Raw genomic sequence first — 23,876 nt, 5'->3', positions numbered from 1 at the left:
TTCGAGGTTCACCATGGATTTCTTCGACCAGTTGCAACACCAGACCAATACCGAACGCGAATACCTGCTCCGCGCACCGATCATCCACGCTGCGCTGGCCGGAACCGCGACACGCGAGCAGTACATCGCTTTCCTGACTCAGGCCTACCACCACGTCAAGCACACCGTGCCGCTGTTGATGGCCTGCGGCGCACGCCTGCCGGAGCGGCTGGAATGGCTGCGCGAGGCCATCGCGGAGTACATCGAGGAAGAGATCGGCCATCAGGAATGGATCCTCAACGACATCCGCGCCTGTGGCGGCGATGCCGAGGCGGTGCGCCACGGCCAGCCGGCACTGCCCACCGAACTGATGGTCGCCTACGTCTACAACCGCATCGCGCGACACAACCCGGCGAGCTTCTTCGGCATGGTCAACGTCCTCGAAGGCACCAGCATCGCCCTGGCGACCCAGGCCGCCGGCGTGCTGCAGGAAAAGCTCGACCTGCCGGCCAAGGCGTTCAGCTACCTGACCTCGCACGGCAGCCTGGACCTGGAGCACATCGAGTTCTTCAAGAAGCTGATGAACCGCCTCGACGACGAGGACGACAAGGCCGCCGTGGTGCACACCGCGCGCGTCGTCTACCGCCTCTACGGCGACATCTTCCGCAGCCTGAGCGCGCCGGAGCACAGCCATGCAACTGCGTGAAGCACGCATTCTGCTCACCGGCGCCAGTGGTGGAATCGGCCAGGTGCTGGTGGAGCAGCTTTGCGCGGGCTGCGCCCGGCTGCTGCTGGTCGGTCGCGACAGCCTTGCCCTGGAGGCGCTGACACGCCGCTATCCGGCGCAGGTCAGCGTGGTCTGCGCCGACCTCACCCAGCGCAGCGGCCGGCATACCGTGCTGGATGCCGCGCGGCGTTTCGGCGGCCTAAACGGCGTGATCAATGCCGCCGGGATCAACCAGTTCAGCCTGCTCGAACAGCAGGATGAGGACGCCATCGCCCGGCTGATCGGCGTCAACGTCACCGCCACGCTGCAGCTGACCCATCTGCTGCTGCCGCTGCTGCGCCAGCAACCGCAGGCGCTGCTGGTCAACCTTGGCTCGACCTTCGGCTCCATCGGCTACCCGGGCTTTGCCGCTTATTGCGCCAGCAAGTTCGCCCTGCGCGGCTTCTCCGAGGCGCTGCGCCGCGAGCTGGCCGACAGTCACGTCAAGGTGCTCTACATCGCGCCACGCGCCACCCGCACGGCGATGAACAGTGCCGACGTGGTGGCGATGAACGACGCGCTGAAGGTGGAGATGGACGATCCGCAAGAAGTCGCTCGACAAATCGTCCATGCCATCGCCACCGAGCGCAAAGAGCTTTACCTCGGCTGGCCGGAAAAACTCTTCGTGCGCCTCAACGGCCTGTTGCCACGGCTGGTCGACCAGGCTCTGCGCAAGCAGTTGCCGGTGATCAAGCGCTTCGCCCGTGCCGACCAGTCGCGGCCGCCCTCGTCCCAACCCACCTCTACCGGAGAACACCCATGAAGCGTCTGTTTGGTCTGTGCAGCGTCCTGCTGGCGTTGGCCAGTCAACCCTCCTTCGCGCTCAGCCCGGCCGGCGAGTCATCGCTGCGCCAGATCCAGACACGCTGGGCGGAGATCAACTACCAGCTGCCCGCGACACAGCGCCAGGCGGCCTTCGCCAGGCTCGCCTCGGAGGCCGAAAGCGCGGTGGCCGGCGAACCCCAGGCTGCCGAGTTGCACATCTGGCACGGCATCGTGCTCAGCACCTGGGCCGGCGCCAAGGGCGGGCTCGGCGCCCTGGGGCTGGTCAAACAGGCCAAGGCCGAACTGGAAACAGCCATCGAACTTGAGCCACAGGCGCTGGATGGCTCTGCCTACACCAGCCTCGCCAGCCTCTACTACCAGGTGCCCGGCTGGCCAATCGGCTTCGGTGACGAGGACAAGGCCAAAGCGCTGTTCAAGCAGGCGCTGGCGCTGAACCCGAACGGCATCGACCCGAATTACTTCCACGGTGATTTCCTCTTGCGCCAGAAACGCTATGACGAAGCGCGCACGGCACTGGAGAAGGCCCTTGCCGCCCCCGCCCGCCCTGGTCGCGAAACTGCCGATGCTGGCCGTCGCGACGAAGCCCAGGCCCTGCTGGCGAAGGTCAAGGAAAAGCTGGAATAACCGGGTGCGGCGGCGTTGAATGCACAGCAATGCCGCGAACCCTTCAAGACGACAGGAACGACATGCGCATTCTGCTGGTGGAAGATGATCGTGCTCTCGGTGAGGGCATCCGCACCGCGCTGAAGCCCGAGGGCTACACGGTGGACTGGCTGCAGGACGGCGCCAGCGCGCTGCACGCATTGAGCCACGAGAGCTTCGAGCTGGCCATTCTCGACCTCGGCCTGCCGCGGATGGACGGGCTGGAAGTGCTCAAGCGTCTGCGCGCCAGCGCTAACCCCGTCCCGGTGCTGGTACTCACCGCGCGCGATGCTACCAGTGACCGCATTGCCGGGCTGGACGCCGGCGCCGACGATTATCTGGTCAAGCCCTTCGATGTCGCCGAGCTCAAGGCGCGCCTGCGCGCCCTGCTCCGGCGCAGCTTCAATCGCCCGGAACCAGTGCTGGAGTACCGCGGCATCCTGCTCGACCCGGTCAACCAGCAGGTCAGTTACCAGGGCACGCCGATCAACCTGCCGCGCAAGGAGTTCGTCCTGCTGCATGAGCTGATTGCACAGCCCGGCCGCGTACTGACCCGTGATCGCCTGCAGCAGGTGCTCTACGGCTGGGACGAGGAAGTCGAGAGCAACGCGCTGGAGGTGCACATCCACCACCTGCGCAAGAAGTTCTTTCCCGAGCTGATCCGCACCGTGCGCGGGGTCGGCTATCTGGTGGACAAATGCTGAGGCGTTCCATCCGCAACCGCACTCTGGTGCTGGTACTTGGCATCCTGCTGCTGTCGCTGAGCCTGATCTCCTGGCGCAGTTACCGCGACGCTCGCCACGAAATCGAAGAGCTGTTCGACGCTCAGCTGGCGCAGAGTGCGCGGCTGGTGCAGGGGCTGGTGATGCATGAGATGGAGCCGTCAGCGCGCCAGGCACTGCAGACTGCCTTGGACGCAGCGGTGAACGCGCGGCGTGATCAGGGGGTGCCCGGGCACGATTACGAAACCAAACTCGGCTTTCAGGTCTATGCCGCAGACGGCAGCAGCGTGCTGCAGTCCGCCGGTGCGCCGAACGGCGCCTTGCAGGAGCTGGCCAAGACGGATTCGGCGCCGCCCTTCAGCGGCCTGAGTGGCGGTTATCACGACGTGCAGCTCGATGGGCATGCCTGGCGCCTGTTCCTGCTGCAAGACCGTGAAGACGATCTGTGGATTCTGGTCAGCGAGCGCGATGACGTGCGCGGCGAGCTGGTCGGCAAGATAGCCGGGCGCAGCCTGCTGCCCGACCTGATCGGCCTGCCGTTGCTGGCGCTGCTGATCTGGCTGGCGGTGGGCTGGGGCTTGCGCCCGCTGGCACACATGGCGCAACTGCTGAAGAGTCGCGATCCGGACAACCTCGCGCCACTGCTGCTGGCACCGCTGCCGCCGGAACTGGAGCCGGTGGCCGCCTCGCTCAACCGCCTGCTGCAGCAGGTCAATCAACTGGTCGAGCGGGAAAAACGCTTCATCGCTGACGCGGCACACGAGCTGCGCACGCCGCTGGCAGTACTTCGGGTTCATGCTCAGAACGCGCTGCAGGCCGGCAGCGACGCCGAGCGTGACGAGGCGATCCGGCAGCTGCTTGCCGGGGTTGACCGTACAACACGTGTAGTCACGCAATTGCTGACCCTCGCCCGGCTTGAGCCCAGCGCTCAGCAGCTGCGCCTGGCGCCGCTGGACCTGTGCCGGCTGACACGCGACACCCTCGCCGAGTTGACGCCATTGGCGATTGCCCGCGAACAGGAGCTCGCGCTGGAAGTTGATGAGCACGCCGACTGCACGCTGACCGGCGATGCCGCGAGCCTGGCGACGCTGTTGCAGAATCTGGTCGGCAACGCACTGGCCTACACGCCCACAGGCGGGCGGGTCGAGGTACAGCTGCGCAGCACCGCCGAGCACTTGATCCTCGAGGTCGCGGACAGCGGGCCCGGCATTGCGCCCGACTTGCGCGCGCAACTGTTCGAGCGCTTCGTTCGCTTCGGCGACGGCCGGGGCGCGGGGCTCGGCTTGTCGATTGTCGCGCGCATCGCCGAGCTGCACGGCGCGACTGTCGAACTGCTCGATTCGTCATTGGGCGGACTGCGCGTGGTTGTACGTATCCCCCGAACCTGAGCCTGTTCCCGATCCAAAACCAGGCCCTTCGCGCAGCGCCGACCTTCCATCGACGCGAGCCATATCAGCCGCCGCTACCATGCCTTGAAGCAGGCTAGGCAGCGGCACCGCGTCGAATCGTCGCGACGCTTGCCCGGATAAGCTTCGCTTAAGTTTCGAGGCCTAGACTCGCGGCAAGTATCCACACGCGGAGTAGGTGAAATGAACGAGAAACTGATGCCAAGACGCTACGGACGGCTGTCCATTGGCCTGCACTGGCTGATGGTGCTGCTGATTGCAGCGGTCTACGCAACGATTGAACTGAAGGGTAATTTCGCCAAGGGCAGCGAGCCGCGCGAGTTGCTCAAGCAGTGGCACTTCATGCTCGGCTTGTCGGTGTTCATGCTGGTCTGGCTGCGTTTGCTGGCCAGATGGCTGCGCCCGGCGCCGCTCGCCATTGCCAGCGCAGCCTGGGAGCAACGTCTCGCCAAGCTGGCGCACCTGGCGTTGTATGGCCTGATGATCGGCCTGCCACTGCTGGGCTGGCTGACACTGAGTGCTGCGGGCAAACCGATTCCCTTCTTTGGCCTGGAACTGCCGGCCCTGCTCTCGCCGGACAAGAACCTGGCCGGCGATATCAAGGAAATTCACGAAACCGTGGCCGAGCTTGGTTACTGGCTGATCGGTTTGCATGCCGCAGCCGCGCTGTTTCACCATTACGTTCGCCGCGACGACGTTCTGCGACGGATGCTGCCGCAGCGACAAAGCTGACCCAGGCACGAAAACGCCCGGCCGACTCCTCATCGACCGGGCGTTTTCGTGTGTCAGCCGAGCAGTTCGCTGAACGGCAGATACTCCACCACTTCACCCGCTTCCAACGTGCGGTTGCGTTCGACGAGGGCCAGGCCTTCGGCCCAGCTGGCCGAGGTCAGCATCGCCGAGCCCTGCCGCGGGTGCAGGCACACGCGCAATTCACCGTCGACCTGCTCCAACCGAGCGCGCAGGTACTGGCGGCGGTTGTTCGGCTTGCGCCAGGCGAAGCCCGCGGTCAGGCGCAGCGGCTTAGGCAACACCTCGGTGCAACCCTGGGCACTGAGCAGGAACGGCCGGGCCACCACCAGCGAGGTGATCAGCGCCGCCGCAGGGTTGCCTGGCAGGCCGATCCACGGTTTGCCATTGACCTCGCCAAACGCCAGCGGCTTGCCCGGCTGGATCGCCAGACGCCACATGTGCAGCTCGCCCAGTTCGCGGATCGCCTGTTTGAGGTGATCCTCCTCGCCGACCGAGACGCCACCGGAGGTGATCAACATGTCCCATTCGGAGGCTGCCAGCGCCAGGGCGTCACGGCTGGCGGCCAGCTCATCGACGAGGATTTCGTAGTCGTGCACTTCCATCCCGAGACTGCGCAGCACGCTGAGCAGGCAATAGCGGTTGGAGTTGTAGATCTGTCCCGGCGCCAGCGGCTCGCCGGGCTCACGCAGCTCGTTGCCGCTGGACAGCAAGCCGATGCGCAGCCGCCGATAGACCGCGACGCGGGCCACGCCGAAGCTCGCCAGCAATCCGATTTCCTGCGGTCGCAAGCGCTTGCCGGCTTGCAGCACCGCCTCGCCGGTCTTCACCTCTTCGCCCTGCCGACGCACATGGGCGCCTGGGGTAACCCCGGGCAGATGCACGCGGTCCGCCTCGACCTGGCAGTCTTCCTGCGCCACCACGGTGTCGGCACCCGGCGGCAGCGGCGCGCCGGTAAAGATGCGCACAGCGTGGCCGGCAGGCAGTTGCTGGTCGGCCGCATCACCGGCGGCGATGCGCCCGGCCAGTGGCAGCCAACCGCCGTCGGCCGGCAGGTCGGCCGCGCGCAGGGCGTAGCCGTCCATTGCACTGTTGTCCCAGGCCGGCACCGGAAAAGGTGCGTCGAGCGATTCGGCCAGCACCCGGCCAAGGGCATCGGACAGCGCCACATGCTCCACCGGCGGCAGCGCCGGCACCCGCGCCAGCAGTTCGGCGATGGCCTCGTCGACCGGCTTCAGGCCGCTGGTGTCGCAGCCACCGGCGCTCATGAGCGTGGCCCGCAGTATTCGACCGCGGAAGCCTTGAGGTGCGGCACAAAGTTGCAGGGCTTGGTGCGGCTGTCCAGCTGCTCGACGAGGATCTTGTTCCAGGCGGTACGGCAGGCGTTGGTCGAGCCCGGCAGGCAGCAGACCAGCGTGCCATTGCTCATGCCGGCCAGCGCGCGGGACTGCACGGTGGAGGTGCCGATCTCGCCCAGCGAAACGTAGCGGAACAGTTCGCCGAAGCCGTCGACGTCCTTGTCCAGCAGCGGCTGTACCGCCTGTGGAGTGTTGTCGCGGGCGGTGAAGCCGGTACCACCGGTCACCAGCACAACCTGAACGTTCTCGCTGGCGATCCAGCTGCAGACGCGGGCGCGGATCTGCCAGATGTCGTCCTTGACGATGGCCCGTTCGGCCAGGGTATGGCCGGCGCTCTGCAGGCCGTCGATCAGCGCCTGACCGGATGTGTCGGAATCGATGTTGCGGGTGTCGCTCACCGTAAGCACCGCGATGCTCAGGGCCTGAAATTCGGTGTTGGACAAATGAGCCATGGCTCGAAACTCCTTTGAAGATGTGTGCACAGGCTGCACCCGTGCCATATGCGAACCCATTCCCCTTTGGAGGTATGCGCGCGCTGAGTGGTGCCGCTGAGTGGTGCCGTGAGCGTTGCAGGCGATGGCACCAGCGGTTTCGGCAACAAGCTCCGATCGCCGCAGCTGGGCATGTGGGTCAGACCGGCAATGGCGTTCGATGGTAGCGAATTAAGCGGTCGGCTCGTAGCCCATGGGTCGTTGGCTCAACCGCCGCTGACGTTCATGAAACGCAATACCTGGACCTCCCCGCCACTGGAGAATTCGTGGCGCAACGGCTTGCGCTGCAATGCGGCGTGAATCGCATCGATCGCCGACTGATCACTGGTCGGGTGGCGACGCAGCAAGGCACGCAGGTCAATGGCGTTCTCGTGGCCCAGGCACAGCAGCAGGCGCCCTTCCACCGTCAGCCGCACGCGGTTGCAGGTGGCGCAGAAATTGTGTGAATGCGGCGAGATGAAGCCGATGCGCGTCTGCGGATGCTCCGGCAGGCGCACGTAACGTGCCGGGCCGCCGCTCTGCTCGGCCGAGTCGATCAGCGTGTGCCTTTCGGCGATCAGCGCCTTGACCTCGTCACTGGAGCAGAAACTCTCGCCGCGCGAACGACCGACGTCACCCAGCGGCATTTCCTCGATGAAGCTCAGGTCCAGCCCACCGGCGATGGCGAAGTCCACCAGGTCGGCGACTTCCTCGGCGTTGCGGCCCTTCATCACCACAGCATTGAGCTTGATCCGCTCGAAGCCGACATCGCGCGCCGCCTCGATGCCGTCGAGCACCTGCTGCAGCTGACCGGTGCGGGTGATGGCGTGAAATTTGGCTGCATCCAGACTATCCAGGCTGATGTTCAGCCGCTTGACCCCGGCGCGTGCCAAGGGTGCAGCGAGCTTGACCAGTTGTGAGCCGTTGGTGGTCATCACCAGTTCGCGCAGACCGGGCAGTGCCGCGATGCGTTCGCAGAGGCCGACGATGCCCTGGCGCACCAGCGGTTCGCCGCCGGTGAGGCGAATCTTCTTGACCCCCAGGCCAACGAAGATCCGCGCGATGCGTTCCAGCTCCTCCAGGCCGAGCACCTGCTGGCGCGGCAGGAAAGTCATGTCCTCGGCCATGCAGTAGACGCAGCGGAAGTCGCAGCGGTCGGTCACCGACATGCGCAGGTAATCGATCTGGCGGCCGTGGGCATCGCGTAGTTCAGTCATCGAGAACACCTCTGAAACCTCGTAGGGTGGATGACGCTTTTTTCATCCACCATTGGCCCCGCCCGGTGGCGCGACCCGGTGGGGTGGTGCGAGTCCCGCCGCTTCGATCCACTTCCAGCCCGCAAAGGTGGATGGGTGAAGCGTCATCCACCCTACGTGAGCTAAGTCTCCGCTATTGCATCAATGGCGTATCGGCGCCCTGCATCTGGATGCCATCGATGTGCGCCGCCCCCACCAGGTTCTGCAGGTACTGGCTGACGCCGATCTGCCAGACCCGCTGGTTGAGCTCGGCGCGGATCGAACCGGCGACGACCTCGTAGGGCAGCTGCTCGCCTTCGATGCGCTGGTCGACGAACACCAGGTGGTAGCCGTAGCGGCTTTCCAGCGGTTGCTGGCACAGGCCTACCGGCAGACGGAACAGCTGACGCTCGAACTCCGGCACCGTCTGGCCCTTGCTGATCTGCCCCAGCGCGCCGCCCTGGCCCTTCGACGGACAGGCCGAGTGCTGCAGCGCCAGTTCAGCGAAGCGTTGCGGGGCGGCCTGCAGCTGCCTGATCAATTCCAAGGCCTGTTCACGCGCCAGACTGCGGGCCTCGGCATCGTCCGCCGGACAGGCCAGCAGAATATGCCGTGCGGCCAGCAAGGGTGCGCTGAAGAAGCGCTGCTGGTTGCCGTTGTAGTACTGCCGGCAGGCGGCCTCATCAGCCAGCGGCAGTGGCACTTCCTGCTCGATCAGGGTGCGAGTGGCCGCTTCTTCCTCGCTCTCGCCGGACTCGGCTCGCACCACCAGCCCCAACTCGCCGATGCGCTGCTGCAACAGCTCGCGCAACACCAGCGCCTGGGTCGCCAGGTAGACGGCCTCATCACGGCTTTCGGCCGGGTGATATTGCAGTTCCTGAGCGATGGCCTGAGAGGCGATGGCCACGCCGTTGACGTGGACCCGCGGCCACTCCTGTTCACTGCTGGCGATCAGCGAGGGTTCGCCGGGCGCCTGTTCAGCCGCAGTATGGGTTTGAACTTCGTTCGCCAGCGCCTCGAACAACGGGGCATCGACCGGCACTTCGATCTCCGGACGCGCGCCGCCACCGCAGCCGCCTCCGCCTGTGCTTCCACCACATCCACAACCCATGATGATCACCTCGCTAAAGCCGTATGTAAGGTTTGGTCGATTCAGCCAGAACGGCTGACGCAAAGTGCGCCAGCCGCCAAGTCATCACGCCGGGGTCTTGCTCTTCGCCGTGGCGTAACCGGGTACAGCCGTAGGCGCGGACGTTTCGCGGGCCGGCGCTTCATAGGTACGCGGACGCTGCGGGCGTGGCATGGCCGGTTTGACGCCCTTCTGCCGAACGATCTGGTAGCGCCGTCCCAGGTACCACACCGGCGCGCTGACGATGTGCACCAGACGGGTGAAGGGGAACAGCACGAACAGGGTCACGCCGAGGAACACGTGCAGCTTGTAGATGATGCCGACCGACTCGATGGCGCCCGCAGCCTTGACTGGCTGCAGGGTGACCAGGCTCTGCGCCCAGGTGCCCAGCAGCACCATCACCGAACCGTCCAGATGGCCGGTGGAGGCGACGATGGTCAGCAGACCCAGCACCAGCTGCGCCAGCAGCACGAAGAGAATCATGATGTCGCTGGAACTGGAGGTGGCCCGCACGCGGGCGTCGGTGAGGCGGCGACGGATCAGCATCGACAAACCGATCAGGCAGAGAATGCCGAAGAAGCCACCTGACACCATCGCCACAACCTGCTTCTGGCCGCTGCTGATGAAGTGGTGGTACAGCGCCTCGGGCATCAGCAGGCCTACGAAATGGCCGGCCAGGATGAAGAGGATGCCGACATGGAACAGGTTGCTCGCCAGGCGCATGCGGTTGTTCGACAGCATCTGGCTGGAGCCAGCCTTCCAGCTGTATTGCGACAGGTCGAAGCGCGCCCAGCTGCCGATCAGGCAGATGGCCAGGGCGATGTAGGGGTAGGCCCCGAACAGCAGGAAATTGAAGTTAGACATTGCGCACCTCCTGGGCGAGCGCGGCGGCCTGCCCGTCATGCTTGAAATCGGTCCAGTGCAGCGGCACCGGGCTTTCCTCGCGGGCCTTGCCCGGCCCGCTCGGCATGGATGGGCAGCGATCCTGCTGCTCGGCCTTCAGGAAATCGACCTGTTCCTCCTCCCAGATCCTGTCCAGCGCTTCCAGCGAGTCGTCGCGTTCCTCGGCGGCGACCTGCTCCTGCAGGCCGGCCAGGGTTTCCTGTACCGGCTCGCCAGCGATCTGCAGCAGTGCGCCGAAGCACGCGGCATGCGGGCTTTCGCGCTCCTGCAGACGCGCCGCCAGCAGCGCCAGCAGGTGCGACACGTCGGCCAGCCCCTCGCGGGCTTCGAGGTCCTCGCAGGTGGCGAGGTATTCGAGGTACAGCGGGATGTAGTCCGGCAGCTCGCGGACGCCGATGTCGAAACCGGCCTCGGTGTACTGCGCCATCAGGTCGACCATGGCCTGACCGCGGTCACGGGATTCGCCGTGCACGTGCTCGAACAACAGCAGTGACAGGGCGCGGCCGCGGTCGAACAGGTCGGTGTAGCGCTCCTGCACGTCCATCAGGTCGCCCTCGGTCAGCTCATCAAGCAGGCGCCGCAACGCGATGCGCTGCGCCGGGCTGATCTCGCGGGCCGCGCCGATGGCCTGAGCCAGCTCCGCGTGGCCGTCGCGCAAGTGCTGGTCGGGATAGTCGAGCAGCAGGGATATCACTTTAAGGATGCGCATGGCTCAGTCCTCCCACAGCTGGACGGTCTGGATGATGTCGCGGCGGTTGGCCTTCTTGGCGCCGAACATGTTGGTGTCCGAGGCGCCCGAGCACCCGCTGCCAAAGCTGAAGCCGCAACCGGAGCGCTCGGCGAAGGCGTCGCTCATGGCCTCCTCGCGGTGCGCGGTCGGGATCACGTAGCGGTCTTCGTAGTTGGCGATGGCGAGATAGCGGTACATGTCCTCGACCTGGGCCACCGACAACCCGACGCTGTCCAGTACTTCAAGGTCCTGCACGCCATCGACCTGCTCGGCGCGCTTGTAGGCACGCATGGCGAGCATGCGCTTGAGGGCCAGCTTGACCGGTTCCTCGTCGCCCGCGGTGAGCAGGTTGGCCAGGTAGCGCAGCGGAATGCGCAGGCTGTCGACGTCCGGCAGCACGCCGTCCATGCTGACGTGGCCGGCTGCGGCGGCGTTCTGGATTGGCGACAGCGGCGGCACGTACCACACCATCGGCAGCGTGCGGTATTCAGGGTGCAGCGGCAGGGCCAGCTTCCAGTCGACGGCCATCTTGTATACCGGCGACTTCTGCGCGGCTTCGATCACCGACATCGGCACGCCATCGTTGAGCGCCTGCTCGATGACCTTCGGATCGGACGGGTCGAGGAAGATCTCCAGCTGCTTCTTGTAAAGGTCCTGCTCGTTGACCGTGCTGGCCACTTCATGGATGCGGTCGGCGTCGTACAACAGTACGCCGAGGTAGCGGATGCGGCCGACGCAGGTCTCGGCACAGACGGTGGGCATGCCAGCCTCGATGCGCGGGAAGCAGAAAATGCACTTCTCGGATTTGCCGCTCTTCCAGTTGAAGTAGATCTTCTTGTACGGGCAGCCGCTGATGCACATGCGCCAGCCGCGGCACTTCTCCTGGTCGATGAGAACGATGCCGTCCTCCTCGCGCTTGTAGATCGCCCCGCTCGGGCAGGACGCGGCGCAGGTTGGGTTCAGGCAGTGCTCGCACAGGCGCGGCAGGTACATCATGAAGGTGTTTTCGTACTGCCCGTAGATGTCGGCCTGGACCTTGTCGAAGTTCTTGTCCTTGCGCCGCTTGGCGAACTCGGTGCCGAGGATTTCCTCCCAGTTCGGGCCCCACTCGATCTTCTCCATGCGCTGACCGGAGATCAGCGAGCGTGGCCGGGCCACCGGCTGGTGCTCGGAGATCGGCGCGGTGTGCAGGTTCTGGTAGTCGAAATCGAACGGCTCGTAGTAGTCGTCGATGGTCGGCAGGTCCGGGTTGGCGAAGATGTTCGCCAACACGCGGAACTTGCCACCGATGCGCGGGTTGATGGTGCCGTCGCCATTGCGCACCCAGCCGCCCTTCCACTTGTCCTGGTTTTCCCACTCTTTCGGGTAGCCGATGCCGGGCTTGGTCTCGACGTTGTTAAACCAGGCGTATTCCATGCCTTCGCGGCTGGTCCAGACGTTCTTGCAGGTGATCGAGCAGGTGTGGCAGCCGATGCACTTGTCCAGGTTCAGGACCATGCCAACTTGTGAACGAATTTTCATTGTGCAGCCTCCACAAATGGCGCCTCGATCTTCAGAGCGGGCAGGGTCCGGGGACCATGCGCTGCCACCTTGGGTGAACGAATTTTCATTGTGCAACCTCCACAACCGGCGCCTTGATCTTCAGAGCGGGCATGGTCCGGGGACCATGCGCTGCCACCTCGGGTGAACGAATCTTCATGGCCTATTCCTCAGATGTCTTGCGGCAGGGGTTGTGGCAGGTCGTTGCCATTCGGGCCGTCGAGCCAGTCGACCTTGGCCATCTTGCGTACCACGACGAACTCGTCGCGGTTGCAACCCACGGTGCCGTAGTAGTTGAAGCCGTACGCCTGCTGGGCGTAGCCACCAATCATGTGGGTGGGCTTGAGCACCACGCGGGTCACCGAGTTGTGGTGGCCGCCGCGGGTCTTGGTGGTCTCGCTGCCGGGCACGTTCACGATGCGTTCCTGGGCGTGGTACATCATCACCATGCCTTCCATCACGCGCTGGCTGACCACCGCACGGGCCGTCAGGGCGCCGTTGGCGTTGAAGCACTCGATCCAGTCGTTGTCCTCGATGCCGGCCTTCTTGGCGTCGACTTCGCTCATCCACACGATCGGGCCGCCACGGCTCAGGGTGAGCATGATCAGGTTGTCCGAGTAGGTGCTATGGATGCCCCACTTCTGGTGCGGGGTGATCCAGTTCAGGACGATCTCGGTATGGCCGTTGCTCTTCTTGCCCTTCACGTAATCGATGGTGCGGGTGTTGATCGGCGGCCGGTAGCTCATCAGCTGCTCACCGAAGGCCTGCATCCAGGGGTGATCCTGGAAGAACTGCTGGCGGCCGGTGATGGTGCGCCACGGGATGAACTCGTGGACGTTGGTGTAGCCGGCGTTGTACGACACATGCTCGTCTTCCAGGCCTGACCAGGTCGGGCTGGAGATGATCTTGCGCGGCTGCGCCTGGATGTCACGGAAGCGGATCGCTTCATGCTCCTTGGGCAGCGCCAGGTGGCTGTGGTCGCGGCCGGTGAATTCCGACAGCGCGGCCCAGGCCTTCACCGCCACGTGACCGTTGGTTTCCGGCGCGAGGCTGAGGATGACCTCGGCCGCGTCGATGGCCGACTCGATCTGCGGACGCCCCTGGCTGACGCCCTCGTCACGCACCTTGTAGTTCAGCTCGCCGAGGAAATCGACTTCAGCCTGGGTGTTCCAGTTGATGCCCTTGCCGCCGTTGCCGAGCTTGTCGAGCAGCGGGCCGAGGGAGGTGAACTTCTTGTAGGTGGCCGGATAGTCGCGCTCGACCACCGCCATGTTCGGGCAGTTTTTGCCCGGCTGCGGATCTGTGCCAGCAGTTTTCCAGTCGGTGCCGCCGAACGGCTGAGCCAGTTCGCCGGGGCTGTCGTGCAGCAGCGGTACGGTGACCAGATCCTTCTCCACCCCTAGGTGACCTTCGGCCATCTTCGAGAAGGCCTTGGCGATGCCCTTGTAGATCTCCCAGTCCGAACGCGCTTCCCACGCCGGGTCGATGGCCGCCGACAGCGGGTGGATGAAGGGGTGCATGTCCGAGGTGTTCATGTCGTCCTTCTCGTACCAGGTCGCGGTCGGCAGGACGATGTCGGAGTACACGCAGGTCGAGGACATGCGGAAGTCGAGGGTGGTGACCAGGTCGAGCTTGCCGATGGCGCCGTCGTCCTGCCATTCGGCCTCGAGCGGCTTGAAGCCGTCGCGCTTGCCGAGGTCCTCGTTCATCACGCCGTTCTTGGTGCCCAGCAGGTACTTGAGCATGTACTCGTGGCCCTTGCCCGAGCTGCCCAGCAGGTTGGAGCGCCAGATGAACATGTTGCGCGGGAAGTTTTCCGGGCTGTCCGGCTGCTCGCAGGAGAAGCGCAGCGAGCCGTCCTTGAGCGACTGGGTGACGTAGTCCACCGGCGACATGCCGGCCGCTTCGGCATCACGGCAGATCTGCAGCGGGTTGCGGTTGAGCTGCGGCGCGCTGGGCAGCCAGCCGGCGCGTTCGGCACGGATGTTGTAATCGAGCATGTGCTCGGGGAACTGCGATTTGTCGGCCAGCGGCGAGAGCACTTCGTGAATGCTCATCTTCTCGTGGCGCCACTGCGAGCTGTGGTTGTAGAAGAAGCTGGTGCCGTTCATCTGCCGCGGCGGACGGCTCCAGTCGAGGCCGAAGGCCAGCGGCAGCCAGCCGCACTGCGGACGCAGTTTTTCCTGGCCGACGTAGTGGGCCCAGCCGCCACCGGTCTGACCGACGCAGCCGCACAACATCAGCATGTTGATCAGGCCGCGGTAGTTCATGTCCATGTGGTACCAGTGGTTCATCGCCGCACCGACGATGATCATGGAACGGCCATGGGTCTTGTCGGCGTTATCGGCAAATTCGCGAGCGATCTGGATCGCCTTCTCACGCGCCACGCCGGTGATGACTTCCTGCCAGGCCGGGGTGCCCGGCACGCTGGCGTCGTCGTAGCTCTTGGCGACGTTGCCGCCCCCCAGACCACGGTCGATGCCCAGGTTGGCGGCCATCAGGTCGAACACGGTGGCGACCTTGGTAGTGCTGCCGTCGGCCAGGGTGATGCTGCGCACCGGGACGCGGCGCAACTGGATGCTTTCGCCTTCGGCGTGCTGGAAGTGCTCGTGGAGGATGCCGCCGAAATACGGGAAGGCAACATCGGCCGTCTCGCCGCCCTCGATCTGGGTCAGGGCCAGGTCAACGTCGCGGCCGTCCTTGCCTTCACGGGCTTCGATGTTCCACTTGCCCTTCTCGCCCCAGCGGTAGCCGATGGAGCCGAGCGGCGAAACCAGCTCGCCGGTGCTGCCGTCGACGGCGATGGTCTTCCACTCGGGGTTGTTGTCCTGGCCGAGGTTTTCGGCGAGGTCGGAGGCGCGCAGGAAGCGGTCGGCAATGTAGCTGCCGTCCTTCTCGTTCAGGCGCACCAGCACTGGCATGTCGGTGTAGCGCTTGGCGTAGTCGCGGAAGTATTCGCTCGGCGTCTCCAGGTGGAATTCCTTGAAGATGACGTGGGCGAAGGCCTGGGCCAGGGCGGCATCGGTGCCCTGCTTGGGGTTGAGCCAGAGGTCGGTGAGCTTGGCGACTTCGGCGTAGTCCGGGGTAATGGCGACGGTCTTGGTGCCCTTGTAACGGACTTCGGTAAAGAAGTGCGCGTCCGGGGTACGGGTCTGCGGGACGTTGGAGCCCCAGGCGATGATGTAGTTGGAGTTGTACCAGTCGGCCGACTCCGGCACGTCGGTCTGCTCGCCCCACACCTGTGGCGAGGCCGGCGGTAGGTCGCAGTACCAGTCGTAGAAGCTCAGGCACACACCACCGATCAGCGACAGGTAACGGCTACCGGCCGCGTAGGAAACCATCGACATGGCCGGGATTGGCGAAAAGCCAATGACGCGGTCCGGGCCGTACTGCTTGACGGTGTAGACGTTGGCCGCGGCGATGATCTCGTTGACCTCTTCCCAGCTGGAACGGATGAAACCGCCCATGCCGCGCTTGCTCTTGTAGGACTCAGCTTTGGCCTTGTCCTCGACAATACTGGCCCAGGCGTCTACCGGGCTCATGCTGCGCCGCGCCTCACGCCACAGTTTGAGCAGCGGTTTGCGCACCTTGGGGTATTTCAGGCGGTTGGCGCTGTAGATGTACCAGCTGTAACTTGCGCCGCGCGGGCAACCACGCGGCTCGTGGTTGGGCAAGTCGTTGCGGGTGCGTGGGTAGTCGGTCTGCTGGGTTTCCCAGGTGATCAGGCCGTTCTTCACGTAGATCTTCCAGGAGCACGAACCGGTGCAGTTCACCCCGTGGGTGGAGCGCACGATCTTGTCGTACTGCCAGCGCGAGCGGTAGACGTTCTCCCAGTCGCGGGATTCGATGCGGGTTTCGCCATGACCGTCGGCGAACTCGCCTTGCTTCCTGTTGAAGAAGCGCAGTTGATCGAGCAAGTGGCTCATTGGTTATTTCTCCTCACTCCGGTTGCGAACCACGGGCCCGACCGGTCGGCTTATCAATCTCGGCTGGCCGATCTCTGGGACCGGCGCATCAGGGTAGAAACGTCAGGACGCAAGCTTCTGGCGGGCCTCCAGTTCGCGGTCCACGCTGGACACGTAGTACTCGTCGGAGAACGCACCCTCGGGCTCCTTCAGCCAAAGCAGGCAGAGCCCGAAGCTGACGAACGCACCGGCGGCAATCACCATGAAGAACTGCGAAGGGGTCACGAAGGTGTAGAGGGTCAGGTAGCAGACGGCGCCAACGTTGCCGTAGGCCCCGGCCATGCCGGAGATCTGCCCGGTGACCCGGCGCTTGATCGAGGGGATGATGCCGAAGGTCGCGCCCTCGGCGCCCTGGACGAACATCGAGCAGGCCACGGTGATGGCGACGGCGACGATCAGCGGCCAGGACGCGTTCATCAGCCCCATCAGGAAGAACCCGACGGCGATGCCGAGCATGTAGGCGAGCATGACGAAGCGGCGGTTGCCGAAGCGGTCGGAGACCAGCCCGCCCATGGGCCGCGCCACCAAGTTCACGAAGGCGAAGGAGGCGGCAATGATGCCCGCCGTGGTCGGGGTCAGGCCCCAGGTCAGCTCGAAGAACATCGGCAGCATCGACACCACCGCCAGCTCCGCACCGAAGTTGGCGAAGTAGGTGGAGTTCAGCGCAGCCACGGTGTTGAAGGGGTACTTGTCGTCTTCCGGCACGCCCTTCTTCAGGATCGGTATGTTGACCCGCAGGATCTGCACCACCTGGAAGATCACCACCAGCGCGATCACCGAGTAGCAGATCGCCGCGCCGGTCGCACCCAGGTAACCCAGCCCCTCGATGCGCCAGACCAGGATCCCCAGCACGCCGACCATGGGGATGGTCCAGATGATCAGCTTGACCATGTCGGCCCAGGTGCTGACTTCCAGCGCACTGGCCTTGTGCGGCTTGCGGTGGATGGTGCCGACCGGGCCGTCGGTGAGCGCGAACCAGTAGTACACGCCGTAGACGGCCATGATGATCGCCGAGCTGGCGATCGCCCAGCGCCAGCCTTCCGGCCCACCGAAGGCATGGATGGCGATGGCCGGCAGGCTCATGGCGGCAGCGGCGGAACCGAAGTTGCCCCAGCCGGCGTAGAAGCCTTCGGCGAAACCGATGTCCTTTGGCTTGAACCACATGGCGGTCATGTGGATGCCAACCACGAAGCTGGCGCCGATGGAGCCGAGGATCAGCCGCGACACCAGCAGCTGGGTGCGGCTATCACCAAAGGCGAAAAACAGCGCGGGCGCCGCCATCGTCACCAGCAGCACCGAGAACACCCGGCGCGGCCCCCAGTGGTCGAGCGCCATGCCGACCAGGATGCGCGCCGGGATGGTCAGCGCCACGTTGGCGATGGCGAACAGCTTGAGGTCCTCGGGCGTCAGCCAGTTCACGCTTTTCAGCATGCTGGAGGCCAGCGGCGCCATGCCGAACCAGACGAAGAAACAGATGTAGAAGGCAATCCAGGTCAGGTGCAGGGCCCGGATCTCGGGGCGCTTCCATTCGAACAGCGTAGAAACTCTCATGTTGAGCTCCTCACTCAGGGGCAGGCTTGAATCAGGACCGGGCAAGGCGCCCGGCGGGCCAGGAAGGCGCTGACGCTGCCGAAGGTCATGTAGTCGAGCTCGTCGACCAAGAGATTCAGCGAGCGGGAGATGAAGCCGCCGTCCGGTTCGTTGGAATGCCGCGCGATGACCAGCAGGTCGGGCTTCTTGTGCTCGGCGGCCTTGAGAATCATCTTGCGGGCGTCGCCTTCGGCGAGCATCACGTCGACGTCCAGGCCGAAAGCGCTGACCTTGGCCGCCGCCTCCTGCAGGAAGGCCTGAAATTCGCGGCGTTCACGCTCGTAGAGCTCGGCCGCCGAATCGCTGGTATCGCGGGTGTCTTCCACCACCCCGATCAGCATGATCAGGGGGTTGAGCGGACCGAACATCTCGAGGGTGGCGTCCAGGGCTTTCCTGGCGTTACGCGAGTTGTCGTAGGCAAGCATGATGTTCATGGCGGCTCTCCGGACTTAGGGGTTCTTCACGTAGGCGTTGGGGCGCAGGTAGAACCACCAGTTGAGGATCAGGCACAGCGCGTAGAACACCGCGAAGCCGTACATGGCTACTTCCGGGGTGCCCGCCTTGACCTGCTCGCCGATCACGATCGGCGCGACGAAGGAGCCGTAGGCGGCGACAGCGGAGGTCCAGCCGAGTACCGGGCCGGCCTTCTCGCGGTCGTAGATGACGCCGATGGTGCGGAAGGTCGAGCCGTTGCCGATGCCGCTGGCGGCGAACAGCACCAGGAACAGCACCAGGAACAGGAAGAAGTACTCTTCAGGCTGGGCCGAGCTGTAGGCCTGCTGCATCACGTAGCCGGCCGCGACCGAGGCACCAACCATGACCACCGAGATCACTTGGGTGACGATGGAGCCGCCGACCTTGTCGGAAATCCAGCCGCCCAGCGGGCGGATCAGGGCGCCAATGAACGGCCCGATCCAGGCGTAGGTCAGCGCACTCGGTGCGTTGGGGTTGGCGACGCGGGTCACCACGCCATCAGCGCCGACCTCATTCATGAAACCGAAGATCACCGTGATCGACAGCGGCAGCGCCATGGAGAAGCCGATGAACGAGCCGAAGGTCAGGATGTAGAGAACGCTCATCGACCAGGTGTGCTTGTCGCGGAAGATCGCAAACTGGCGCTTGATGTTCGGGCTGATGCTGCCCGGCAGCAGGCGCAGCATGCCGAGCGTCGCGCCGATGGTCAGCAGCATCACGCCCCACATATTCAGCACGCCGAGGCCGGTCGGCGCAGGCAGGTACAGGTACAGGCCGACGGCGGCGGCAAAAAAGGCCACGGCGTAGAGACCAAGAATCTTGCCGAACGCGTTCAGCGGGTAACCCGGCGTCGGCGAGATCACCAGCAGGTTGTTCATGCCGAACCAGCCGGCGAAGGCCAGCGGCACCAGGAACAGCAGCCAGACCCAACCGCCATTCTGAATCCAGGTATCGGTTCCGGCAGGAATGCCGCCGATCAAGGTGCCGCTGTCCTTGACCAGTGTCATCGGGTCACCGGCGATAAAGCCGAACACACCGGCAGTCATCACCAGCGGGATCAGGATCTGCATGGTGGTGACACCGAAGTTACCGAGGCCGGCGTTGAGGCCCAGGGCCAATCCCTGCTGGTTCTTCGGGAAGAAGGTGCTGATGTTGCTCATCGAGCAGGCGAAGTTGCCGCCACCGATACCGGAGAGGAAGGCCAGCAGCTGAAAGACCCACAGCGGTGTGTCCTGACTCTGCAGGGCAATGCCCGCGCCGGCGGCAGGAATCATCAGCAGTGCGGTGGTCAGGAAGATGGTGTTGCGCCCGCCAGCGATGCGGATCATGAACGACGCTGGAATGCGCAGGGTGGCGCCGGTGAGGCCGGCGATGGCGGTCAGGGTGAACAACTCGGCGGGCGCGAACGGAAAGCCCAGGTTGAGCATCTGCACCGTGACGATGCCCCACATCAGCCAGATGGCGAAGCCCATCAGCAGACTCGGGATGGAGATCCACAGATTGCGATTGGCGACCCGCTTGCCAGTGGTGTCCCAGAAGATCTGGTCCTCCACATCCCACTTTTCGATATTGCTCATTGGTCGATCCTCTTGGCGCCAAGACACCCGGCCGGCAAACGCAGCGGGTTCAGGAATGGCTTGCACGCTAAGCGGGGGGGATCGATCCGAATTTGACTGTGGTCAACACAGGGGGAATGGCGATTTGCCACACACCGGCTGACTACCTCTTGCGAGGTATCCCTATCTCAACAATAAAAAAGTCTATGAATCAGCAGGTTAGGTGGTGGCGCCGGCCAGCGGTGGCGCCTCAGAAGAGGGTTCAAAAGCATTGGAGGTACGCTCTCACCCGTGGCCAGCTGGACCGACCAGGCGCAGAATGGGGCATCGCCTGACCGTCGAGTCGAACATGTCTTCAACCGAAAGCGAGCCGCTCTCCACCCGTCACTCGATCGTGTTCAATACGTTGGTAGCCTTCGTGGTGATCATCGGTGTCTCGCTGGTCAGCATGCTTGCCAGCCTCTACCTGGCGGACGCCCTGGAAGGCGATGCCGAGGCGATCAATCAGGCTGGCAGTCTGCGCATGCAGGCCTACCGCCTGGCTTTCACGGCCGAACACGGCTCGCAAGCCCTGCTCTATGAGCGCATTGAAACCCTGCAGCAGACGTTGCGTTCTCCTTCGTTGCGCTCGGCCTTGCACCGCCACGACGGTACCCGTCTGCCGGTTTTGCACGCCGCGGTGTCGCAGCACTGGGAGCAAGGCATGCGCCCCCTGCTCGATGCGCAACCGGCGCGGCTGGAGGAGTACCGTCGGGAGGCGCCAGCGTTCGTCAACGAGCTGGACACCTTCGTTCGCACGCTGCAGGAGGCCTCGGAAGGCAAGCTCAGCGTTATCCGCGCACTGCAGGCCGGTACGCTGTTCGTCATCGTGGTGATCGCCTTTGTGCTGATCTACGGATTGCACAACAACCTGGCCACGCCGCTGCGGAGCCTGACCCGGATGGCGCGCGATATCGGCAAGGGCGATTTCAGCGGCCAGGTGCAGATTCCCGGCGATACCGAGCTGAGCCTATTGGCCCGCACGCTCAACCAGATGAGCCAGGAATTGGCCGGCCTCTACGCGGACATGGAACAGAAGGTCGATGACAAGACCGCTGCCCTGACTCGCAGCAACGCGACGCTGCAGCTGCTGTTCGACAGTGCCCGGATGCTCTACAGCAAGCCGGATGACCCCACCCAGATGATGGGCGCGCAACTCAGCAAGGTGCAGCAGATCCTCGACACCGGCCCGATTTCGCTGTGCCTGAACCGATCCTCCGAAGCGGGCAGCCACACGGCGATGACCTCCCACAATCTGCGGCCACCGGAATACTGCCAGCTGCCTCAGTGCGAGGCCTGCCCGGTGAACCAGACCGGCCGACTGCCGACTGGCGAAGAATTGCTGACGTTCGAGCTGCGCTCAGGGCCGGACGAGCTGGGCTCGCTGCGGGTGGCCAGTCGCACAGGCGAGCCACTGCAGCCCTGGCAAACGCTACCGCTGACGACCCTGGCCGATCTCTTCGCCGCATCGCTGAGCCTGGCACGACTTGGCCAGAAACAGGCGCGCCTGGCCTTGATGGAGGAGCGCGCGGTGATTGCCCGTGAGCTGCACGATTCCCTGGCGCAGGCGCTAGCCGCGCAGAAACTGCAACTGGCACGCCTCAAGCGGCTGATGCAGAAGCAGAGCGACCAGGCGCAACTGGACGACAGCGTGCAGCAGATCGAGCAGGGGCTGAATTCAGCGTATCGCCAGCTGCGCGAATTGCTCACTACCTTTCGCATCAAGGTCAACGAACCCGGGCTCAAACCGGCGCTCTACGCCACGGTTCAGGAGTTCAGCGCCAACTCGGGGCTGCAGGTCGAGAGTGACTACCAACTCGATCACTGCCCGCTCACGCCCAACGAAGAAGTGCACTGCCTGCAGATCGTCCGCGAAGCGCTTAGCAACGTGGTCAAGCATGCCGAGGCGGAGCACTGCTGGCTGAGCCTGACCCAGGACAGCGTCGGCACCATTCACGTCAAGATCGAGGACGACGGCATCGGCATCCGCCTTGAAGAGCAGCGTGCCGGCCACTATGGCCTGATCATCCTGCGCGAGCGAGCCAACAGCCTCAACGGCACCATTAACATCGGTCGGCGCCCTGCGGGAGGCACTTTGGTGTACCTGCGGTTCCCGCCCGCCTACCGCCACATCTCCCCTGAAACAGGAACGGGTCACGCATGAACGAAGGGACTACTGCACGAATCCTGCTGGTCGACGACCACCCCATGATGCGTCGGGGTCTGCGTGACCTGCTGGAACTGGAAAATGACCTTGAGGTGGTCGCTGAGGCGGGCAACGGCGAGGACGCCATCGCGCTTGCGCAACAGACCGAGCCCGACCTCATCCTGATGGACCTCAACATGCCGGGTATCGATGGGCTGGAAACCACCCGGCGCATGCGCGACGTGGACATCGACGCACGCATCGTGATGTTTACCGTGTCCGATGAGCAGGGCCATGTCCTCGAAGCCCTGCGCAACGGTGCTGACGGCTATCTGCTCAAGGACATGGACGCCGAACAGCTGATCGAGCAGATCCGCCTGGCGGCGACCGGCCGTATGGCCTTGAGTCCTGAACTGACCCAGGTGCTCGCCGAAGCGATCCGGGTGCGGCCCAAGCCCACCGGGCAGGTGCCGTTCTCCAGCCTGACCAAGCGCGAGAAAGAGGTCCTGCGGCAGATTGCCAAAGGCCAGAGCAACAAGATGATCGCGCGCAAACTCGGTATTACCGAAGGCACCGTCAAGGTCCACGTTAAAAATCTGCTGCACAAGCTAGGCCTGCGGTCGCGGGTGGAAGCGGCGGTCTGGGTCTTGGAGCACGAGGCCAAAGGCTGAGCCAGAAGCGCCCGTTCTGCACTGCGTTTGTGTGCGCCACGCCTCAGGCTGAAGCAGCGCTCCGGCGCCCTTGATAATCATCAATGCCGTTAGCACGCAGCGCTCTATCGTCTCGCCCACGTCGACTGACCGATCGGTCAGCATCGCGCCCGCCCGGACGTCAGGAGCGCTCCATGTTGAAAATTTCGCTAATCACCACGCTGCTACTCGGTCTGCTGTCCGGCAGCCTGCCCTGTCAGGCCGGCATCAGCGACGCAGAAGCAGTCAACCGCGCGGGCATGCAGCGCATGCTCAGCCAACGCATCGCCAAGACCTACCTGATGATCGGCACCGACACCCGTGTCGACCTCGCCGCCAGTCAGCTCGACAACAGCATTGCCAACGTCGAGGAGAACGCTCAGTGGCTCGATGAATACGCCGCTGACGGGGATATCCGCAAAGCATTGAACGAAGCAACTGACACCTGGCACCAGTATCGTCAGTTGGCTTTGACCCGCCCGGACCGCAGCCAATCCGCCGAACTCCTGCGCCTGGCTGACCGCCTCCTTAGCCAGAGTGAAGCGCTGGTCGGACAGATCGAGCGTCACAGCGGCAGTCAGGCCGCCCGGCTGGTAAACCGCAGCGGGCGCCAGCGCATGCTCAGTCAGCGCATCGCCATGCTTTACCTGGCCATGAGCTGGAAGCTGCCAGAGCAGCGCTTGCGCAGCGATTTCGACGCTGCAGTCAATGAGTTCGAACAGGGGTTGAATGAGCTGAAAACGGCGCCGCAGAACACCGCGCAAATCGTTAGTCAGCTCGAGAAGATCGATACCCAATGGCGTTTCGCCCGGGCCGGCTTCACCTTGGCGGACGATTCTCGCTTCGTGCCTACCGTGATCGTCACCACCAGCGACTCGCTGCTGCGCAAGCTTGAACAACTGACCTTGGATTACGAACGCCTGGCCGGAAGCGCCCGATGAGTGCATCAGGCTGAAGAGACTTATCCGACCAGCCGCACCGGCAATTCGTCAGGCAGATACC

Annotated in this window: 19 protein-coding genes and 1 pseudogene; 9 read left to right on the top strand and 11 right to left on the bottom strand. The window is 64.4% G+C overall.

The features are described from left to right. Window positions 1–13: 13 nt before the first annotated feature. The 6 genes from ACSSNI_RS13920 to ACSSNI_RS13895 all read left to right on the top strand — a co-directional run bounded on the left by ACSSNI_RS13920 (window position 14) and on the right by ACSSNI_RS13895 (window position 5,033). Window positions 14–685 (top strand): TenA family transcriptional regulator, encoded by a 672-nt coding sequence (locus ACSSNI_RS13920; RefSeq protein WP_200638249.1) that lies wholly within the window; start codon window positions 14–16, stop codon window positions 683–685. Further along, window positions 672–1,508 carry an SDR family oxidoreductase gene (locus tag ACSSNI_RS13915; protein ID WP_200638247.1) on the top strand — a complete coding sequence of 279 codons (837 nt, stop codon included), beginning with the start codon at window positions 672–674 and terminating at the stop codon, window positions 1,506–1,508. Before ACSSNI_RS13920 ends, ACSSNI_RS13915 begins: the two co-directional genes overlap by 14 nt. Continuing rightward, on the top strand, window positions 1,505–2,155 hold the full coding sequence (locus ACSSNI_RS13910) for a tetratricopeptide repeat protein (RefSeq protein WP_200638245.1): 651 nt from the start codon (window positions 1,505–1,507) through the stop codon (window positions 2,153–2,155). Before ACSSNI_RS13915 ends, ACSSNI_RS13910 begins: the two co-directional genes overlap by 4 nt. Window positions 2,156–2,217: 62 nt before the next feature. Beyond that, window positions 2,218–2,877, top strand: coding sequence for a response regulator (locus ACSSNI_RS13905; protein WP_159969057.1), 660 nt, complete (start codon window positions 2,218–2,220; stop codon window positions 2,875–2,877). Then, complete coding sequence (locus ACSSNI_RS13900) at window positions 2,871–4,283, top strand: sensor histidine kinase (protein ID WP_200638243.1); 1,413 nt, start codon at window positions 2,871–2,873, stop codon at window positions 4,281–4,283. The genes ACSSNI_RS13905 and ACSSNI_RS13900 overlap by 7 nt, the downstream gene beginning before the upstream one ends. Before the next feature lie 201 nt (window positions 4,284–4,484). After that, window positions 4,485–5,033, top strand: a complete 549-nt coding sequence (locus tag ACSSNI_RS13895; protein ID WP_102838094.1) for a cytochrome b — start codon at window positions 4,485–4,487, stop codon at window positions 5,031–5,033. A gap of 53 nt (window positions 5,034–5,086) precedes the next feature. On the opposite strand, the gene ACSSNI_RS13890 is transcribed toward ACSSNI_RS13895, so the two are convergent. The 11 genes from ACSSNI_RS13890 to ACSSNI_RS13840 form a co-directional block, all read right to left on the bottom strand. Then, window positions 5,087–6,319: a molybdopterin molybdotransferase MoeA gene (locus ACSSNI_RS13890; protein WP_200638240.1), complete on the bottom strand. Its 1,233-nt coding sequence runs from the start codon at window positions 6,317–6,319 to the stop codon at window positions 5,087–5,089. Further along, a complete protein-coding gene (moaB, locus tag ACSSNI_RS13885; RefSeq protein WP_019339935.1) occupies window positions 6,316–6,861 on the bottom strand; it encodes a molybdenum cofactor biosynthesis protein B in 546 nt (181 codons plus the stop codon). Before moaB ends, ACSSNI_RS13890 begins: the two co-directional genes overlap by 4 nt. 245 nt (window positions 6,862–7,106) lie before the next feature. Next, window positions 7,107–8,096 (bottom strand): GTP 3',8-cyclase MoaA, encoded by a 990-nt coding sequence (gene moaA, locus ACSSNI_RS13880; RefSeq protein ID WP_200638238.1) that lies wholly within the window; start codon window positions 8,094–8,096, stop codon window positions 7,107–7,109. Between the two features lie 172 nt (window positions 8,097–8,268). Beyond that, window positions 8,269–9,225, bottom strand: coding sequence for a peptidylprolyl isomerase (locus tag ACSSNI_RS13875; protein ID WP_200638236.1), 957 nt, complete (start codon window positions 9,223–9,225; stop codon window positions 8,269–8,271). 84 nt (window positions 9,226–9,309) lie between these two features. After that, complete coding sequence (narI, locus tag ACSSNI_RS13870; RefSeq protein WP_102838098.1) at window positions 9,310–10,107, bottom strand: respiratory nitrate reductase subunit gamma; 798 nt, start codon at window positions 10,105–10,107, stop codon at window positions 9,310–9,312. Further along, window positions 10,100–10,855 (bottom strand): nitrate reductase molybdenum cofactor assembly chaperone, encoded by a 756-nt coding sequence (gene narJ / locus ACSSNI_RS13865; protein WP_200638234.1) that lies wholly within the window; start codon window positions 10,853–10,855, stop codon window positions 10,100–10,102. Before narJ ends, narI begins: the two co-directional genes overlap by 8 nt. 3 nt (window positions 10,856–10,858) lie before the next feature. Continuing rightward, entirely contained in the window at window positions 10,859–12,397 is a 1,539-nt protein-coding gene (gene narH / locus ACSSNI_RS13860) for a nitrate reductase subunit beta (protein WP_200638231.1), read from the bottom strand. A gap of 188 nt (window positions 12,398–12,585) precedes the next feature. Beyond that, window positions 12,586–16,341 (bottom strand): nitrate reductase subunit alpha, encoded by a 3,756-nt coding sequence (locus ACSSNI_RS13855; RefSeq protein WP_200638229.1) that lies wholly within the window; start codon window positions 16,339–16,341, stop codon window positions 12,586–12,588. 102 nt (window positions 16,342–16,443) lie between these two features. Beyond that, complete coding sequence (locus tag ACSSNI_RS13850) at window positions 16,444–17,931, bottom strand: MFS transporter (protein WP_045430481.1); 1,488 nt, start codon at window positions 17,929–17,931, stop codon at window positions 16,444–16,446. A gap of 14 nt (window positions 17,932–17,945) precedes the next feature. Further along, window positions 17,946–18,404: a universal stress protein gene (locus tag ACSSNI_RS13845; protein ID WP_045430483.1), complete on the bottom strand. Its 459-nt coding sequence runs from the start codon at window positions 18,402–18,404 to the stop codon at window positions 17,946–17,948. Between the two features lie 15 nt (window positions 18,405–18,419). After that, window positions 18,420–20,021, bottom strand: coding sequence for an MFS transporter (locus tag ACSSNI_RS13840; RefSeq protein WP_159969066.1), 1,602 nt, complete (start codon window positions 20,019–20,021; stop codon window positions 18,420–18,422). Window positions 20,022–20,242: 221 nt separating this feature from the next. Here ACSSNI_RS13840 and ACSSNI_RS13835 point away from each other — a divergent pair. The 3 genes and pseudogenes from ACSSNI_RS13835 to ACSSNI_RS13825 all read left to right on the top strand — a co-directional run bounded on the left by ACSSNI_RS13835 (window position 20,243) and on the right by ACSSNI_RS13825 (window position 23,815). Further along, window positions 20,243–22,270 (top strand): annotated as a pseudogene (locus ACSSNI_RS13835) (histidine kinase). Continuing rightward, window positions 22,248–22,856 (top strand): two-component system response regulator NarL, encoded by a 609-nt coding sequence (narL, locus tag ACSSNI_RS13830; protein WP_234484583.1) that lies wholly within the window; start codon window positions 22,248–22,250, stop codon window positions 22,854–22,856. Before ACSSNI_RS13835 ends, narL begins: the two are co-directional and overlap by 23 nt. Window positions 22,857–23,029: 173 nt before the next feature. Continuing rightward, complete coding sequence (locus ACSSNI_RS13825) at window positions 23,030–23,815, top strand: type IV pili methyl-accepting chemotaxis transducer N-terminal domain-containing protein (RefSeq protein ID WP_200638226.1); 786 nt, start codon at window positions 23,030–23,032, stop codon at window positions 23,813–23,815. Window positions 23,816–23,876: the final 61 nt, after the last annotated feature.

Source organism: Stutzerimonas tianxiuensis (assembly GCF_053470365.1).
Note: the sequence above shows the minus strand (reverse complement) of the source record. Positions and strands in the feature narration are given on the sequence as shown.

Bases quoted from the DNA above. Each gene is read 5' to 3' on its own strand.
- ACSSNI_RS13845 (WP_045430483.1), bottom strand. From the start codon at position 18,404: ATGAACATCATGCTTGCCTACGACAACTCGCGTAACGCCAGGAAAGCC.
- ACSSNI_RS13875 (WP_200638236.1), bottom strand. From the start codon at position 9,225: ATGGGTTGTGGATGTGGTGGAAGCACAGGCGGAGGCGGCTGCGGTGGC.
- moaA (WP_200638238.1), bottom strand. From the start codon at position 8,096: ATGACTGAACTACGCGATGCCCACGGCCGCCAGATCGATTACCTGCGC.
- ACSSNI_RS13840 (WP_159969066.1), bottom strand. From the start codon at position 20,021: ATGAGCAATATCGAAAAGTGGGATGTGGAGGACCAGATCTTCTGGGAC.
- ACSSNI_RS13890 (WP_200638240.1), bottom strand. From the start codon at position 6,319: ATGAGCGCCGGTGGCTGCGACACCAGCGGCCTGAAGCCGGTCGACGAG.
- ACSSNI_RS13910 (WP_200638245.1), top strand. From the start codon at position 1,505: ATGAAGCGTCTGTTTGGTCTGTGCAGCGTCCTGCTGGCGTTGGCCAGT.
- ACSSNI_RS13920 (WP_200638249.1), top strand. From the start codon at position 14: ATGGATTTCTTCGACCAGTTGCAACACCAGACCAATACCGAACGCGAA.
- narJ (WP_200638234.1), bottom strand. From the start codon at position 10,855: ATGCGCATCCTTAAAGTGATATCCCTGCTGCTCGACTATCCCGACCAG.
- narI (WP_102838098.1), bottom strand. From the start codon at position 10,107: ATGTCTAACTTCAATTTCCTGCTGTTCGGGGCCTACCCCTACATCGCC.
- ACSSNI_RS13900 (WP_200638243.1), top strand. From the start codon at position 2,871: ATGCTGAGGCGTTCCATCCGCAACCGCACTCTGGTGCTGGTACTTGGC.
- ACSSNI_RS13905 (WP_159969057.1), top strand. From the start codon at position 2,218: ATGCGCATTCTGCTGGTGGAAGATGATCGTGCTCTCGGTGAGGGCATC.
- ACSSNI_RS13825 (WP_200638226.1), top strand. From the start codon at position 23,030: ATGTTGAAAATTTCGCTAATCACCACGCTGCTACTCGGTCTGCTGTCC.
- ACSSNI_RS13855 (WP_200638229.1), bottom strand. From the start codon at position 16,341: ATGAGCCACTTGCTCGATCAACTGCGCTTCTTCAACAGGAAGCAAGGC.
- moaB (WP_019339935.1), bottom strand. From the start codon at position 6,861: ATGGCTCATTTGTCCAACACCGAATTTCAGGCCCTGAGCATCGCGGTG.
- narH (WP_200638231.1), bottom strand. From the start codon at position 12,397: ATGAAAATTCGTTCACAAGTTGGCATGGTCCTGAACCTGGACAAGTGC.
- ACSSNI_RS13915 (WP_200638247.1), top strand. From the start codon at position 672: ATGCAACTGCGTGAAGCACGCATTCTGCTCACCGGCGCCAGTGGTGGA.
- ACSSNI_RS13850 (WP_045430481.1), bottom strand. From the start codon at position 17,931: ATGAGAGTTTCTACGCTGTTCGAATGGAAGCGCCCCGAGATCCGGGCC.
- narL (WP_234484583.1), top strand. From the start codon at position 22,248: ATGATGCGTCGGGGTCTGCGTGACCTGCTGGAACTGGAAAATGACCTT.
- ACSSNI_RS13895 (WP_102838094.1), top strand. From the start codon at position 4,485: ATGAACGAGAAACTGATGCCAAGACGCTACGGACGGCTGTCCATTGGC.